This window comes from Albidovulum sp. (assembly GCF_008933605.1).
In the GTDB taxonomy this organism is placed as follows: Bacteria; Pseudomonadota; Alphaproteobacteria; order Rhodobacterales; family Rhodobacteraceae; genus Albidovulum.
The window spans coordinates 1-14,616 of sequence record NZ_WBUS01000026.1 but is presented as its reverse complement, the minus strand read 5'-3'; the positions used below and the strand labels follow the sequence as shown (position 1 = coordinate 14,616).

Here is a 14,616-nt window from a genome sequence, read left to right as displayed (position 1 = left end):
TCATGCCGACGGACTCCTCCGCATCCCTCGCGTCCCTGCCGCTCCTCGCCCGGCTCGGCCCGTTCCGGCCCCGCCGTCTGGCCCTTGCCGGGGTCCTTGTGGCGCTGGCGCTCGCCCCCGGAGAGCTCGGAGCGCTGACGCGCGGGCTGATGCAGGATGCGTTCGTCCAGGTCTCCGCCTTCGTCGCCGCCACGCTCCTGCTCTTCTACGGGCTCGAACGGCTCTTCCGCTTCGACCTCGGCACGGCGATGGGACAGGCGCGGGCGTTCCAGGTGCCGATCGCGGCCCTGCTCGGCGCGACGCCGGGCTGCGGCGGCGCCGTCGTGGTGGTGGCCGCCTATGCCTCGGGCAAGGTCAGCTTCGGCGCGGTCGTCGCCACGCTGACCGCGACGATGGGGGATGCAGCCTTCCTGCTCATCGCCACGCGGCCCGACACGGCGCTGGTGCTGCTCCCGTTGCAGTTCGCCGTCGGCATCCTGACCGGCTGGCTCATCGATCGCTTCGTCAAGGTGGACTACCGGCCGCAGGGAGGCGCCTGCGAGATCGCGCCCCGCATCGGCGCCACGCGGGCGCGCGACTACGCCTTCCTCGCCGCCGCCATTCCCGGCCTGATCGTCGGCGCCGCGCAGATCGGCTCGGTGGACCTGACCCATGTTCTGGGCGTGCCCGTCGCCGCGATCGCGCTTGCCGGCGCCCTTCTCGGCCTCGCCATCTGGGCCGTCTCGCCCGTCACCGCGATGACCAACCCGGGCGACGCGCCGCTGACCCGGATGGCCGAGGAAACCTCGTTCATCTCGGTCTGGGTGATCCTTGCCTACCTCGCCTACGACTATGCCGCGGCCTATGCCGGGCTCGACCTCAAGGCGATGTTCCAGACCATCGCCCCGGTCCTGCCGCTCGTCGCGGCGGCGATCGGCTTTGTCCCGGGCTGCGGTCCCCAGGTCCTCGTCGCCACGCTCTACACGCATGGCGCGATTCCCTTCTCGTCCCTCGTCGCCAACGCGATCTCGAACGACGGCGACGCGCTTTTCCCGGCCATCGCGCTTGCCCCGCGCGCGGCGGTCATGGCGACCGTCTTCTCGACGATTCCCGCGCTCGTCGTCGCCTACGCGCTCTACTTCTTCGCCCCGGGATTCCTGAGCTAGCGCCCCCGCAAGCGAGTTGTCTCCGACAGCGCCTGCGATTAGGCTCCGGCCAGGAGGCCCGGGATGGCGGACGAACTCATCTCGTTCAAGGACATGTGCGCACGTTTCGACGTGACGCCCCGCACCTTGCGCTACTATGAGTACATCGAACTCCTCTCGCCCGTGAAGGACGGCCGCGCCCGCTTCTACGGCCCGCGCGAGATCGCGCGGATGACCCTGATCCTGCGCGGCCGCCGCTTCGGCTTCAGCCTCGAGGAAATCCGCCAGTGGCTCCTCCTCTACGCCCAGAAGGGCACCCGCGAGCAGTACCAGGTCTGGATCGAGCTCGCCAACCGGCAGCTGGCGGAACTGGAACGCCAGCGCTCGGAGCTTGACGCGACCATCGCCGACCTGACGGCGCTGCGCGACCGCACGGCCGAGTCGCTGAAGGTCTGACCCGTCCCGAGACGCCGGGCGGCAAGCGAAACGCCGCTCCGGCGGCGAACGGAAGTTTCGCGTCTCCGCAGGCGGAATTCACGGACATTACGTCACCGATTTCGTGACGCTACGTTACACTGACGTGCACGTAAACTTCCCTTGTATGGTCGCCGCAGACCCCCGATCTGCCCGGCCATGACGCAACGGCAACTCATGGAAGGGCCATGAATGAGCGATGACCTGATGACGATCCGCGAGATGTGCGACGCCTTCGACGTGACGCCCCGCACGCTCCGGTTCTACGAAGCGAAGGAACTGCTGTTTCCCATCCGCGACGGACAGAAACGCCTCTTCACCCGCCGCGACCGCGGCCGGCTCAAGCTGATCCTGCGCGGCAAGCGCTTCGGCTTCAGCCTCGAAGACATCCGCCAGCTTCTCGATCTCTACGACCTCGGCGACCAGCGGCAGACGCAGCTCGCGCGGACGCTCGGCGTGGCCGAACGGCGGATGGCCGAGATGCGGCGCCAGCGGGACGAACTCGAGACCACGATCGCCGAGCTGGACGAGCAGATCGCACTCGGCCGCAAGATGCTGGCCGAACAGAAGACCCACGCAGCCTGACACGACCCGACGGAGGAGACCCGACCATGCCGAGCTATGCCGCGCCGATCCGAGACTTGCAGTTCGTCCTGGACGAGGTGCTGGAAGTGTCGAAAAGCGACGTGCCCGGCTACGGCGACCTAGAGCCCGGCTTCACCTCGGCGATCCTTGACGAGGCGGGCAGGCTCGCCCGCGACGTCCTCGCCCCCCTGAACGCCTCCGGCGACCGGGAGGGCTGCCGGCTGGAGAACGGCGTGGTCTACACGCCGAAGGGCTTCAAGGAGGCCTTTGCGGCGATGAAGGAAGGCGGCTGGAACGGCCTCGACCTTCCCGAGGAATACGGCGGGCAGAACCTTCCCTATGTCATGGGCACCGCGGTCGGCGAAATCTTCGTCTCGGCCAACATGGCCTTCAACATGTACCAGGGCCTGACCCACGGCGCGATCTCGGCGATCCTCGCGCATGGGACCGAAGAGCAGAAGTCCACATACCTGCCGAAGATGGTCAGTCTCGACTGGACCGGCACGATGAACCTGACCGAGCCGCATTGCGGCACCGACCTCGGGCTTCTGAGGACAAAGGCCGAACCGCAGCCGGACCGCTCCTACCGCATCACCGGACAGAAGATCTTCATCTCGGCCGGCGATCATGACCTGGCGTCGAACGTCATCCACCTGGTGCTGGCCAAGGCCCCGGGCGGCGGCGAAGGCACGAAGGGCATCTCGCTCTTCATCGTGCCGAAATTCCTGGTGAAGGAAGATGGTTCCCTCGGCGAGCGCAACGCCGTCTCGGTCGGCAAGATCGAGGAGAAGATGGGTATCCACGGCAATGCCACCTGCGTGATGAACTATGACGGCGCCACCGGCTACCTGCTCGGCGAGCTGCACAAGGGCATGCGCAACATGTTCACGATGATGAACGAGGCGCGGCTCGGCGTCGGCCTGCAGGGCTACGCGGTGGCCGAACCCGCCTATCAGAACGCCGTCGCCTATGCGAAGGACCGGCTCCAGGGCCGCGCGGTGACCGGCGCGGAAAACCCCGCAGGCCCCGCCGATCCGCTGATCGTGCACCCCGACATCCGCCGCAACCTGATGGACCAGAAGAGCTTCCTCGAAGGCGCCCGCGCCTTCACCTTCTGGGGCGCGTCGCTGATCGACCGCGCCCACCGCGCGGGCGACAGGGAGGCAGACGGGATGATCTCGCTCCTCACCCCGGTCATCAAGGGCTTCCTCACCGACAAGGGCTTCGAGACCGCCGTCAATGCCCAGCAGGTCTATGGCGGGCATGGCTATATCGAGGAACAGGGCATGTCGCAGTTCACCCGCGACGCCCGCATCACCATGATCTATGAAGGCGCGAACGGGGTGCAGGCCTTGGACCTCGTCGGCCGCAAGCTTGCAGCCGAGGGCGGCAAGCCTGTCATGGCCTTCTTCGAGATGGTAAAGGGCTTCATCAAGGAAAACGAGGGCGACGCGGCGCTGAAGAAGGACTTCCTCGATCCCCTCAAGGCCGCTTCGAAGGACCTTCAGGCGGCGGGCATGTTCTTCATGCAGAACGGCATGAAGAACCCCAACGCGGCACTCGCCGGCTCCTACGACTTCATGCACCTCTTCGGCCTGACCTGCCTCGGCCTGATGTGGGCGCGCATGGCGAAGGCGGCGCTTTCCGCGCTCGCTTCCGGCACCTCCGACACCGCGTTCTACGAGACGAAGCTCGCCACCGGGCGCTACTACATGGCCCGCCAGCTGCCGATGACCGCGACCCACCTCGCCCGCATCCAGTCGGGTGCCGAACCCGTGATGGCACTGTCGCCCGAGGCGTTCTAAGCTTCCGCCGACGAACCGCGCACGGCTCGACCCCGCGCATAGCGGGGAGAGCCAACCCGGAGGAGAGATGCCGAAACGCCTGCGCCTGACCCGCCGCTTCCCCGTCGCGCTGACGAACGACGCCTATCGCGCGCTCGTCCGTTTCGCGGAAGAGGCGGGCATGAGCACCGACGAGGCGCTGACCTTCCTCTTCGAGCATTTCGCGTCGGTCACCGACCACGACAACCTCACCCACCGGCTGCGGCTCTTCAAGGCCGAGCTCGAAGACCGCAAGGCGTGATGGCGGAGAGGGCAGACATGAGTATTTGTGCCAGGAAGAACAAGAAGATGCACCCCGGACCTGACGCCGGCCCTCGAACGCGGGGTGCTTCTCGTCAGGCCCGGAGCGGCTTCTCCTTGGGCGGTCATCGGCACTCCTGCCTGTACCGCAGGTCGGATCTTCACCGGACAGGGTTAACAAATCCTTGCTCCTCCTCGCCGGACCACTCCGCAGGGGTCGCCATCGGTCCGCCATCGGCTGGGGTGCCGATGACGGCCGGGCGCGAAGCCCCCGCTCCGGCTGCCGACCAAGGGAGCGCGACATGACCGCCCGCCTTCACTGCTTCGGCGAGAGCGGCAATGCCTACAAGGCGGCGCTGACGCTGACCCTGGCCGGCTACGACTGGGAGCCGGTCTTCGTCGACTTCTTCAACGGCGCCACCCGCACGGCGGAGTTCCGCAGGCTCAACGTCATGGGCGAGGTGCCGGTACTCGAGGACGAGGGCAAGGTCCTCACCCAGTCCGGCGCGATCATGTACCACGTCGTGGAACGGACGGGCCGGCTCGGCGGCGCAGCGGGCGCCGGCGACGAGGTCCTGCGCTGGGTGCTCTGGGACAATCACAAGATGTCCTCGCAAGCCGGCACCGTGCGGTTCCTGATGAACTTCCTGCCCGAGGACAAGCGCCCGAAGGAGGTCATCGCCTTCCTGCAGGCCAGGCTCCGCAACGCCCTCCAGACGCTCGAGAGCCATCTTCAGGACCGCGACTGGATCGCGGGGACAGACCCCACGATCGCCGACCTCTCGTGCTGCGGCTATCTCTACTACCCCGAGCCCTTCGGCTTCACCCGTGCCGACTGGCCGAACATCGACCGCTGGCTCGGGCGCATCGCCGTCCTGCCCGGCTGGAAACATCCCTATGACCTGATGCCCGGCAATCCCTCCGACCGGGCCCGAGTGGAGGAGACCCCCCGATGAAGTGGATGCTGATTGCCATCGTCTATACCGTGACGATGGAGAACGTGCGGCACGAAGTGCATGTCGAGAAACAGGAATTCGCCACCGAGGCGCTCTGCGAGGCAGCGCGGGTGAAGATGGAAGAGCAGCTGAAGACGCGCGTGATCACCACCAAGACAAGCTGCGTTCAGATTGCCGAATGATCCGGAGACAACGATGACCGAGGCCTATATCTACGACGCCGTCCGCTCTCCGCGCGGGAAGGGTCGGCCCGACGGCAGCCTGCACGAGGTGACCTCCGTCGCGCTCTCGGCCAGGGTTCTGAACGCGGTGAAGGAAAGGAACAACCTCGACGGCCACGCGGTCGAGGACGTGATCTGGGGCAACGTCACGCAAGTGGGCGAACAGGGCGGCTGCCTCGCGCGCTCTGCCGTCCTGCTCTCCGACCTCGACGAGCGCATTCCCGGCCTCGCCATCAACCGCTTCTGCGCCTCCGGCATGGAGGCGGTGAACCTCGCCGCGAACCAGGTCCGGGGCGGCGCGGGCAGCGCGTACATCGCCGGCGGGGTCGAGATGATGGGTCGGGTCGCCATGGGCTCGGACGGCGCGGCGATCGCGGTTGACCCGAGCCTCGCCATGAAGACCTACTTCGTGCCGCAGGGCATTTCGGCCGACATCATCGCCACCGAATACGGCTTCACCCGCGACGATGCCGACGCGCTTGCGGTGGAATCGCAGAAACGTGCCGCAAAGGCTTGGGAAGACAAGCGTTTCGCGAAGTCCGTGATCACCATCCGCGACCAGAACGGACTGCCGATCCTCGACCGCGACGAATACATGCGGCCGGGGACCGACATGCAGACGCTCGGCGCGTTGAAGCCCTCGTTCAAGGACATGGGCGAGGTGATGCCGGGCTTCGACAAGGTCGCGCTGATGAAGTATCCGCATCTTGAGCGGATCAACCACATCCACCATGCCGGCAATTCCTCCGGCATCGTCGATGGCGCGGCGGCCGTGCTGATCGGCAACAAGGCGTTCGGCGAAAAGCACGGCCTGAAGCCCCGCGCCCGCATCCGCGCGACGGCGAAGATCGGCACCGATCCGACCATCATGCTGACCGGCCCGGTGCCGGTGACCGAGAAGATCCTCAAGGACTCGGGGATGGCGATTTCCGACATCGACCTCTTCGAGGTCAACGAGGCCTTCGCGAGCGTGGTCCTGCGCTTCATGCAGGCCTTCGACGTCTCGCCCGACCGCGTCAACGTCAACGGCGGCGCGATCGCCATGGGCCATCCCCTTGGCGCCACTGGCGCGATCATCATCGGCACGCTCCTCGACGAGCTGGAGCGCACCGGCAAGGGCACCGGGCTTGCCACGCTCTGCATCGCGTCCGGCATGGGCGCGGCGACGATCATCGAGAGGGTGTGATGCCCGTCATCGACCAGACGAAATGCCCGGTGAAGACCGGGTCTATCTACCCCGAACCCTATGCGTCCGAGATGAGGGGCCGCTCGTCGCTCCGCCTCGGCGACGCGGGCGGGCTGACGCAGTTCGGCGCAAACCTCGTGATCCTCGAACCCGGCGCGAAATCATCGCTCCGCCACTGGCACCGGAACGAGGACGAGTTCGTCATGGTGACCGAGGGCGAATGCACCCTCATCCAGGACGAAGGCGTGACCGTGATGCGGCCGGGCGATTGCGCCGCCTTCCCGGCCGGCGACACGAACGGGCATCACTTCGTCAACCGCACCGACCGGGTGGCGAAGTTCCTCGTCGTCGGAACGCGCGCGAAGCACGAGGTCGCGACCTACTCCGACGTGGACTTGATGGTGGAGATGAAGGACGGCAAGGCGGTCTTCACCTACAGGGACGGCACGCCCTGGGAGGGCCCGCGGTGATCCTGCGCAAGGGCACTTCGCGGACTGAGGAGGCGACGCCCGAACAGGCGGCGCAGCACGGCCACTTCCACGCCGAGCTTCTTTCGGACTCCGGCGGGCTGACCCAGTTCGGCGCCTTCGTCGATACGCTCGCGCCCGGCGCCTTCTCCTCCGACCGGCACTGGCACGAGGCGGAGGACGAGTTCCTCTACATGCTCGCCGGCGAGGCGACGGTGATCGAGGACGACGGCGCGCATGTCCTTCTGCCCGGCGACGCCGCCTGCTGGAAGGCGGGCGTGGCGAACGGGCACCATGTCCAGAACCGGTCCGCCGCGCCCTGTTCCTACCTCGTCGTCGGAACCCGCGCAGCCTCCGACCGCGTCCACTACTCCGATATCGACAGGCTTTATGTCCGCGAGAACGGCCGGGTCGCCCGGACCCGCCGCGACGGGAGCGCGCTCACATGACACTACGCCATCCGAGCCTGGAGGGAATGGTCGATCCGCTCGACATCTACCAGACGATGCTCGACTTCGTGTCGGACGCGGTCCTGCGCGGCGACGTGGAGCAGTATCTTTCCGCCGTCACCCTGCCCTACACGATCCACACCGAGACGAAGCGCTTTGACCTCTCCACGTCGGACGCCCTGAGTGCGACGCTCCTGTGCGTCTCCGGCGGGTTCCGGCGGCAAGGGGTCACTGACTACCTCCGGCTCGGGCGCGAGGCGCGCTATGTGACCCGCCACCGGATCGAGGGCACGCACTACACGCATATCATGCGCGGCAGCGAGCGCATCGCGCCGCCCTATGTCGCGAGCCAGACGCTCGTCTTCGACGGCAGCGGCTGGCGGTTCTGCGAGGCGCGCTATGCGATCCTCAACGACGCGCTGCCCTTCACCTTCCCGGAAGCCGGAACCAACCCGGACCGGCTTCCCTTCCACTCCGCGGGCGCAAGCCGGACCGGCTGAGTCCCGCCCTTCGTCAACAACCGTTCCCGTCGGGCGCCGGAATGTCGCCCGCCGATCCGCCGAGGGAGACCCGAGATGACCGATTTCACCTATTCCGTCGATGCCGATGGCGTCGCCACGATCGCCTGGGACGTGCCAGGCAAGTCGATGAACGTGATGAGCCGCGAGGGCTTCGCGCTCGTCTCCGACATGGTGGACGGGGCGCTTGCCGATCCGGCGGTGAAGGGGATCGTCGTGACCTCCGGCAAGAAGGACTTCGCCGGCGGCATGGACCTGAACGTGCTGGCCTCGATCCGTGCGGAGGCGGGCGAGAATCCGGCGCAGGCGCTCTTCGACTTCACCATGTCCGGCCACCGCATCCTGCGCAAGCTGGAGCGCGCGGGGATGGATCCGAAGACCCTGAAGGGGGCCAAGCCGGTCGTCTGTGCGATCCCGGGCACCTGCGCCGGGATCGGGACGGAAATCGCGCTCGCCTGCCATAGGCGGATCATGGCGGACAATCCCAGGGCGAAGATCGGCCTGCCCGAGATTCTCGTCGGGCTCTTCCCGGGCGGTGGCGGCACCACGCGCTACTCGCGCATGGTCGGCGCCATGGCCGCGGCCCCGGTGCTGCTCGAAGGCAAGATGCTGGAGCCGAAGGCCGCGAAGGCGGCCGGGCTCGTCGACGAGGTGGTGGCGCCCGACCAGCTCCTCGCCCGGGCGAAGGAATGGGTGCTGGCCGCGACCGACGCCGACACCGTCAAGCCCTGGGACCAGAAGGGCTGGAAGATGCCCGGCGGCGCACCCTATCACCCGGCGGGCTTCATGACCTTCGTCGGGGCGAATGCGATGGTGCTGGGCAAGACCCAGGGCGTCTATCCGGCAGCGAAGGCGCTTCTCGCGGCGGTCTACGAGGGCGCGCTCGTGCCCTTCGACACCGCGCTGACGATCGAGGCGCGCTGGTTCACCTCGGTGCTGATGAACCCGTCGTCCTCGGCGATGATCCGCTCTCTCTTCCTCAACAAGGAGGCGCTCGAGAAGGGCGCGAACCGGCCGCAGGTCGCCGACCAGACCGTGCGGAAACTCGGTGTCCTCGGGGCCGGGATGATGGGCGCCGGCATCGCCTATGTCGCCGCCAATGCAGGGATCGAGGTCGTGCTGATCGACGCGACGCAGGAGGCCGCCGACAGGGGCAAGTCCCATTCCGAGGGACTTCTCGACAAGGGGATGAAGCGCGGCAAGGTGACGGCGGCGAAGAAGGCGGAGGTCCTTGGCCGGATCACCGCGACGACCGACTACGCGGCGCTGGCGGGCTGCGACCTTGTCGTCGAGGCCGTCTTCGAGGACATGAAGGTGAAGGCCGAGGTGACCGCGAAGGCCGAGGCGGTGCTGCCGGAGGGCGCGATCTTCGCCACCAACACCTCCACCCTTCCGATCAGCGACCTGGCGAAAGCCTCGCGGCGCCCGGCGCAATTCATCGGCATCCACTTCTTCAGCCCGGTCGACAAGATGATGCTCGTGGAGATCATCCGGGGCCGAGGCACCCGGGACGTGGCCGTGGCCAAGGCGCTCGACTTCGTGCGCCAGATCCGCAAGACGCCGATCGTCGTCAACGACGCGCGGTTCTTCTACGCCAACCGCTGCATCATCCCCTACATCAACGAGGGGATCAGGATGGTGGCCGAAGGCGTGGAACCCGCGCTTGTCGAGAACGCGGCACGCCTCCTCGGCTTTCCGGTCGGGCCCCTGCAACTGGTGGACGAGACCTCGATCGACCTCGGCGTGAAGATCGCCAAGGCCACGAGGGCGGCGATGGGCGCTGCCTATCCCGACGAGGCGGTCGATGCGGTGCTTTTCGCCATGGCCGACAAGGGACGGCTCGGACGAAAGGCGAACGCGGGCTTTTACGCCTATGACGAGAAGGGCGGCCGGACCGGGCTCTGGGAGGGTCTTGCGGGCCTCTGGCCGGTGGCGGCGGCCCAGCCGGACCTCGCCGAGGTGCAGCACCGGCTGATGCTGGTGCAGGTGCTGGAGGCCGTCCGCGCTCTGGAGGAAGGCGTACTCACCGACATCCGCGAAGGCGATGTCGGCGCGATCCTCGGCTGGGGCTTCGCGCCCTGGTCGGGCGGGCCCTTCTCCTGGCTCGACATGATCGGCGCCGGCAAGGCGGTGGAGGTCTGCGAGGGCCTCGCCGGCAAGGGCGCGCGCTTTGCCGCGCCCGAACTCCTGCGCGACATGGCGACGAAGGGACAGAGCTTCTACGGACGGTTCGGAACCGACGCCCGGGCGGCGTGACGACGCCATCGCCGGGGGCCTCGCGCCCCCGCGCGCCGGCGGGGCGTCCGGGCGACGACGACACCTAGCCGGGATCGAAACGGTAGCCGAAGCGGGCGATGTCCCCGGCACAGATCGCGGCGACGGTCGCGGCGCCGGCGTCCGTGTAGTAGGGGCGCCAGTCGCGCGCGCGTTCGGACGCATTGGCCACGGGCACGGCCGGCAGGCGAAAGCCGAGATGCGCTTCGAGCGGCCCCGCGTCCTCGGCCAGGTGTTCGAGCCTGAGGAAGAGGTCGCAGCGCTCCTTGCCGGCGGCGTCGGTGACATAGCTTGCGTAGGGATACGCGGCGAGGGACGCCCGGGTCGCGGGATCCTCCAGGAACCCCCGGAAATCGGTCGCGCGGGCGAGCGCCACCGCCGGGTGGGCGAAGCTCTGGGCGCGGAGCCAGTGGTAGTAGCTCACCATCCGGTCCCAGGGATTGCGGACGAGCGTGAAGGTGAAGAACCGGGCGATCTCGTCGTCGCTCGCGAGCCCGCGGATATCGGCGAGGGTCGCGTGTTTCCAGAGCCGCCCGGCCGCGGCCACGTCCCTGATGCGGTGCCGCCGTGCGCGTCCCTTCGGCGTGTCCGCCAGGATCACGTCGTCGCGCATGGCCCGCCCCTCAAGCGCGAGGGTCAGGGCCGTGCCGCCAGTCTTGGGGATGTGGATGAAGATGTACCGGCGCCCGCGCGACAGGATCACGGTCGCCCCCTAGCGGCCGCGCAGCGCGATGATGAGCCCGGCGGCGAAGATCAGCAGGATGCCGGCGACAGCCAGCGGGCCGAGCGTCTCGCCCCAAAGCACCCAGGTCCAGAAGGCCGAGGCCGGCAGGATCACGTATTCGAAGATCGCGACCCGACCCGCATCGGCGATCTGGTAGGCGCGGATCATCATGCCGACGCCGAGAAGCGATCCCGCCGCCTGCACGAAGGTCCAGAAGAGGAAGCGCCCGGTGGGCCAGACAGACCCCCGCAGGACGAACCCCTCCACCCCTTCCGGCACCGCGGGCTGCCAGAGTGCGAGGACCGACATGCCGATCAGCCCGAAGGACCCGAGCGCCAGAAAGAAGCCCGCGAGCAACACCTCGGCGCGTTCGCCCGCGCACCAGGTCCTGGTGGCGATGTTGCCGAGCGCGTAGAGCACCCCCGCCACGACCGGCAGCACGGTCGCCGGGCCGATATCGCCGGCCTGTCCCGGCTTCAGGACCAGGATCACGCCGAGAAATCCCGCCGCGACCGCGACGATGCGGAACGGCCCGATCCGCTGCCCGTAGGCGAAGCGCGAGATGAGGAGGGTGAAGATCGGCGCCGTGAACATGCCCGCGGCCACGGTCGCGACCGGAAGGAAGGCGAGACAGCCGAAGTAGATCATCATCGCCGTCCCGTGGACCGCACTGCGCAGCGCGACGGCGCCGGGACGCACCGGCCGGAGCCTGAGCCCGAGGAACGGCGCGATACCCGCGATGATTGCGATCGCCATGACCATCCGCGTGGCGTGGAACTGCCAGAGCCCGGCATCCTCGGCGATCACCCGGACGAAATTGTCGGTAAAGCCGATGACCATGGCATAGACGAATATCAGCCCCGCCGCGACAAGCGTGCGGCTGTCCCGGGCGGGGTCGGCAAGGGTCGTCATCTGCGCTCCGTGTCTCGCTTGCTCAAACCCATAAAGCCGGGCAACCATGAGACTGCGCGTCCGTTAGCGACGTGGCGAGACGGGGAGGAGACCATGGGCTGGCTGGCCGACGAGACGGGGCTGGAGAAGAACCGCGCGAACTTCGTGCCGCTGACGCCCCTTTCCCATCTTTCCCGCGCGGCGGATCTCTTTGCCGCGGAGACCGCCGTGGTCTACGGCGGAACGCGGCGGACCTACGCCGAGTACCACGCGCGCGTCAGCCGGCTCGCCTCCGCGCTCGCCCGCCGGGGCATTGCGCCGGGGGACGTGGTGGCCACGATCCTGCCCAATATCCCCGCCCAGGCCGAGGCGCATTTCGGCGTGCCGGCGGCCGGCGCGATCCTCAACACGATCAACACCCGGCTCGATGCCGATACGGTGTGCTACATCCTCGATCACGGGCAGGCGAAGGTGGTGCTGGTGGACAGCGCCTTCCTGCCGCTCGCCGAGGCGGCGGTGAAGGCGATGACCGGCGCCGCGCCCGAGATCATCGAGGTGGCCGACGCGGAGGCGGGGATCGCCGCCTCGGGCCGCTACCCCGAATACGAGGACCTTCTCGCCCAGGGCGATCCGGGCGCGCCCTGGCACCTGCCCACGGACGAATGGGAATCGATCGCGCTCAACTACACCTCGGGCACCACCGGGCGGCCGAAGGGCGTGGTCTATCACCACCGCGGCGCCTATCTGATGACCATGGGCACGGTGGTGAGTTGGCGCATGGTCCTGCGGCCCGTGTACCTGACGATCGTGCCGCTCTTTCACTGCAACGGCTGGTGCCACACCTGGATGGTCCCGCTGCTCGGCGGGACGCTCGTCTGCTGCCGCGACATCACCGCGAAGAACATCTACGCTGCCATCGCCGACGAGGGGGTGACGCATTTCGGCGGCGCTCCGATCGTGCTCAACACGATCATCAACGCGAAGGCGGATGACCGTCGTGCCTTCGGCCACGTCGTGGAGGTCTTCACCGCCGGTGCGCCGCCGGCCGCCGCGACGCTCGCCGCGATCGAGCCGCTCGGCTTCAACGTCACCCAGGTCTACGGGCTGACGGAGACCTTCGGTCACGTCACCGAATGCCTCTGGAAACCGGGTTGGGAGGGCGCGGAGGGCGACGAGCGGGCCGCTCTGAAGGCACGGACCGGGGTGGCGATGCCGATGATGGAGGCCGCGACCGTGCAGGACGACCACGGCGCGGAAGTCCCCCGCGACTCCCACCATCTCGGCGAGGTGGTGCTGCGCGGCAATGCGGTGATGAAGGGCTATTACCGCAACCCGGAGGCCACCGCCGAGGCGTTCCGCGACGGCTGGTTCCATTCCGGCGACATCGCCTATCTCACCGGCGACGGCTACATCAAGATCACCGACCGCGCGAAGGACATCATCATCTCGGGCGGCGAGAACGTCTCCTCGGTGGAGGTGGAGGGCGTGCTTATGCACCACCCGGCGGTGCTGCTCTGCGCCGTCGTCGCCAAGCCCGACGAGAAATGGGGCGAGGTGCCCTGCGCCTTCGTCGAGCTGAAGGAGGGCCAGACGGCGACGGAGGCAGACCTGATCGCCTTCACCCGTGCCCGGCTTGCCGGGTTCAAGACGCCGAAGCATGTCGTCTTCACCGAGCTGCCGAAGACCTCCACCGGCAAGATCCAGAAATTCGAACTGCGCGCGGTGGCCAAGCTGATGTAGCCGCCCGCCGCATTGTCCGGGGGGGCGGCATCGGCTATCCTTCCCGGCAATCGAGGCAGCGAGCAGGCCCGCCCGCCAATGACGGCGCTTCAGGAATACCAGCGGCTGGAATGCACCGGCCTGTGGCGCGACGGGCCCGAGGCGCAGCGCCGCGAGGTCATCGTCTCCTTCGGCGATGCCACGCTGGTGATCTCCGAGACGCGCAGCGGCCGCGCGCTCACCCACTGGTCGCTGCCCGCCGTCGTGCGCCTTCCGGGGCCGGCGCTGCCGGCCCGCTTCGCCCCCGCCGCCGACGCCGAGGAGGAACTGGAGATCGAGGACGAGGCGATGGTCGCCGCCATCGCCAAGGTCCATCACCTGATCGAGGCGCGCCGGCCGCACCCCGGGCGGCTGCGGCGGGCGCTTCTCGGCGGCGCGCTCGCGGCCGTGTTGGGAGCGCTGGTCTTCTGGATGCCGGACGCGCTTGTCCGCCATACCGCCGCCTCGCTCCCCTTCGCGAAGCGGCAGGAGATCGGGCGCGCCGCGCTGGCTGACCTCGCGCGGCTCACCGGCACGCCCTGTGCAAGTCCCGAGGGACAGGAGGCGCTGGCGCGGCTGCACGAACGGCTCCTCGGCCCGGCGGGGGAAATCTTCGTCGTGCCCGAAGGGATCGGCCGGTCTCTGGCGCTGCCGGGGGGGCTCGTCGTGCTCGGCCGGACGCTGGTCGAAGGCGCCGATGCAGCCGAGATCGTGGCGGGCGAGGTGCTGGCAACCGACCTCGCGGCGACCCTGGACGACCCGCTCGTCACGGTTCTTCGCCAAGCCGGGTTGCGCGCGACCTTCACGCTTCTCACCACGGGAGACCTTCCGCAGGGGGCCGTCGCGGGGGCGGGCGAGGCGCTGCTGGGCCGCGAGCGGCCCGTTCCGGCGCAGACGGCGCTGGT

At 68.3% G+C, this 14,616-nt stretch carries 16 protein-coding genes; 14 read left to right on the top strand and 2 right to left on the bottom strand.

Annotated features, from left to right (window positions below; genetic code table 11):
• Positions 1–2: 2 nt before the first annotated feature.
• The 12 genes from F9K34_RS05740 (at position 3) to F9K34_RS05685 (ending at position 10,320) form a co-directional block, all read left to right on the top strand.
• A complete protein-coding gene (locus F9K34_RS05740; RefSeq protein WP_291335951.1) occupies positions 3–1,145 on the top strand; it encodes a putative manganese transporter in 1,143 nt (380 codons plus the stop codon).
• A 63-nt stretch (positions 1,146–1,208) separates the two neighbouring features.
• Entirely contained in the window at positions 1,209–1,580 is a 372-nt protein-coding gene (locus tag F9K34_RS05735; RefSeq protein WP_291335950.1) for a MerR family transcriptional regulator, read from the top strand.
• Positions 1,581–1,790: 210 nt separating this feature from the next.
• Complete coding sequence (locus tag F9K34_RS05730) at positions 1,791–2,183, top strand: MerR family transcriptional regulator (protein ID WP_291335949.1); 393 nt, start codon at positions 1,791–1,793, stop codon at positions 2,181–2,183.
• 26 nt (positions 2,184–2,209) lie between these two features.
• The gene (locus F9K34_RS05725) at positions 2,210–3,988 is read left to right on the top strand and encodes an acyl-CoA dehydrogenase C-terminal domain-containing protein (RefSeq protein ID WP_291335948.1); all 1,779 of its coding nucleotides are present in this window, start codon (positions 2,210–2,212) and stop codon (positions 3,986–3,988) included.
• A gap of 67 nt (positions 3,989–4,055) precedes the next feature.
• Complete coding sequence (locus F9K34_RS05720; protein WP_291335947.1) at positions 4,056–4,268, top strand: hypothetical protein; 213 nt, start codon at positions 4,056–4,058, stop codon at positions 4,266–4,268.
• A gap of 301 nt (positions 4,269–4,569) precedes the next feature.
• Positions 4,570–5,223 (top strand): glutathione S-transferase family protein, encoded by a 654-nt coding sequence (locus tag F9K34_RS05715; RefSeq protein ID WP_291335946.1) that lies wholly within the window; start codon positions 4,570–4,572, stop codon positions 5,221–5,223.
• Positions 5,220–5,405, top strand: coding sequence for a hypothetical protein (locus F9K34_RS05710; protein WP_291335945.1), 186 nt, complete (start codon positions 5,220–5,222; stop codon positions 5,403–5,405). The genes F9K34_RS05715 and F9K34_RS05710 overlap by 4 nt, the downstream gene beginning before the upstream one ends.
• A 13-nt stretch (positions 5,406–5,418) precedes the next feature.
• A complete protein-coding gene (locus F9K34_RS05705) occupies positions 5,419–6,630 on the top strand; it encodes an acetyl-CoA C-acetyltransferase (RefSeq protein WP_291335944.1) in 1,212 nt (403 codons plus the stop codon).
• Positions 6,630–7,100, top strand: coding sequence for a cupin domain-containing protein (locus tag F9K34_RS05700; RefSeq protein WP_291335943.1), 471 nt, complete (start codon positions 6,630–6,632; stop codon positions 7,098–7,100). Before F9K34_RS05705 ends, F9K34_RS05700 begins: the two co-directional genes overlap by 1 nt.
• On the top strand, positions 7,097–7,546 hold the full coding sequence (locus F9K34_RS05695; RefSeq protein ID WP_291335942.1) for a cupin domain-containing protein: 450 nt from the start codon (positions 7,097–7,099) through the stop codon (positions 7,544–7,546). Before F9K34_RS05700 ends, F9K34_RS05695 begins: the two co-directional genes overlap by 4 nt.
• Complete coding sequence (locus tag F9K34_RS05690) at positions 7,543–8,046, top strand: hypothetical protein (RefSeq protein WP_291335941.1); 504 nt, start codon at positions 7,543–7,545, stop codon at positions 8,044–8,046. Before F9K34_RS05695 ends, F9K34_RS05690 begins: the two co-directional genes overlap by 4 nt.
• 75 nt (positions 8,047–8,121) lie before the next feature.
• Entirely contained in the window at positions 8,122–10,320 is a 2,199-nt protein-coding gene (locus F9K34_RS05685) for a 3-hydroxyacyl-CoA dehydrogenase NAD-binding domain-containing protein (protein WP_291335940.1), read from the top strand.
• Between the two features lie 64 nt (positions 10,321–10,384).
• Here F9K34_RS05685 and F9K34_RS05680 read toward each other — a convergent pair whose 3' ends face one another.
• Positions 10,385–11,041, bottom strand: coding sequence for a sulfotransferase family 2 domain-containing protein (locus F9K34_RS05680; RefSeq protein ID WP_291335939.1), 657 nt, complete (start codon positions 11,039–11,041; stop codon positions 10,385–10,387).
• A gap of 9 nt (positions 11,042–11,050) precedes the next feature.
• Complete coding sequence (locus tag F9K34_RS05675; protein WP_291335938.1) at positions 11,051–11,974, bottom strand: DMT family transporter; 924 nt, start codon at positions 11,972–11,974, stop codon at positions 11,051–11,053.
• A gap of 93 nt (positions 11,975–12,067) precedes the next feature.
• On the opposite strand from F9K34_RS05675, the gene F9K34_RS05670 reads away from it, so the two are divergent.
• Both F9K34_RS05670 and F9K34_RS05665 read left to right on the top strand, forming a co-directional pair.
• Positions 12,068–13,693 carry an AMP-binding protein gene (locus F9K34_RS05670; RefSeq protein WP_291335937.1) on the top strand — a complete coding sequence of 542 codons (1,626 nt, stop codon included), beginning with the start codon at positions 12,068–12,070 and terminating at the stop codon, positions 13,691–13,693.
• Positions 13,694–13,771: 78 nt separating this feature from the next.
• The coding region (locus tag F9K34_RS05665; protein WP_291335936.1) for a hypothetical protein at positions 13,772–14,616 on the top strand (845 nt) is incomplete at its 3' end.

Bases quoted from the DNA above. Each gene is read 5' to 3' on its own strand.
- F9K34_RS05715 (WP_291335946.1), top strand. From the start codon at position 4,570: ATGACCGCCCGCCTTCACTGCTTCGGCGAGAGCGGCAATGCCTACAAG.
- F9K34_RS05710 (WP_291335945.1), top strand. From the start codon at position 5,220: ATGAAGTGGATGCTGATTGCCATCGTCTATACCGTGACGATGGAGAAC.
- F9K34_RS05690 (WP_291335941.1), top strand. From the start codon at position 7,543: ATGACACTACGCCATCCGAGCCTGGAGGGAATGGTCGATCCGCTCGAC.
- F9K34_RS05725 (WP_291335948.1), top strand. From the start codon at position 2,210: ATGCCGAGCTATGCCGCGCCGATCCGAGACTTGCAGTTCGTCCTGGAC.
- F9K34_RS05700 (WP_291335943.1), top strand. From the start codon at position 6,630: ATGCCCGTCATCGACCAGACGAAATGCCCGGTGAAGACCGGGTCTATC.
- F9K34_RS05730 (WP_291335949.1), top strand. From the start codon at position 1,791: ATGAGCGATGACCTGATGACGATCCGCGAGATGTGCGACGCCTTCGAC.
- F9K34_RS05670 (WP_291335937.1), top strand. From the start codon at position 12,068: ATGGGCTGGCTGGCCGACGAGACGGGGCTGGAGAAGAACCGCGCGAAC.
- F9K34_RS05740 (WP_291335951.1), top strand. From the start codon at position 3: ATGCCGACGGACTCCTCCGCATCCCTCGCGTCCCTGCCGCTCCTCGCC.
- F9K34_RS05720 (WP_291335947.1), top strand. From the start codon at position 4,056: ATGCCGAAACGCCTGCGCCTGACCCGCCGCTTCCCCGTCGCGCTGACG.
- F9K34_RS05735 (WP_291335950.1), top strand. From the start codon at position 1,209: ATGGCGGACGAACTCATCTCGTTCAAGGACATGTGCGCACGTTTCGAC.
- F9K34_RS05675 (WP_291335938.1), bottom strand. From the start codon at position 11,974: ATGACGACCCTTGCCGACCCCGCCCGGGACAGCCGCACGCTTGTCGCG.
- F9K34_RS05705 (WP_291335944.1), top strand. From the start codon at position 5,419: ATGACCGAGGCCTATATCTACGACGCCGTCCGCTCTCCGCGCGGGAAG.
- F9K34_RS05685 (WP_291335940.1), top strand. From the start codon at position 8,122: ATGACCGATTTCACCTATTCCGTCGATGCCGATGGCGTCGCCACGATC.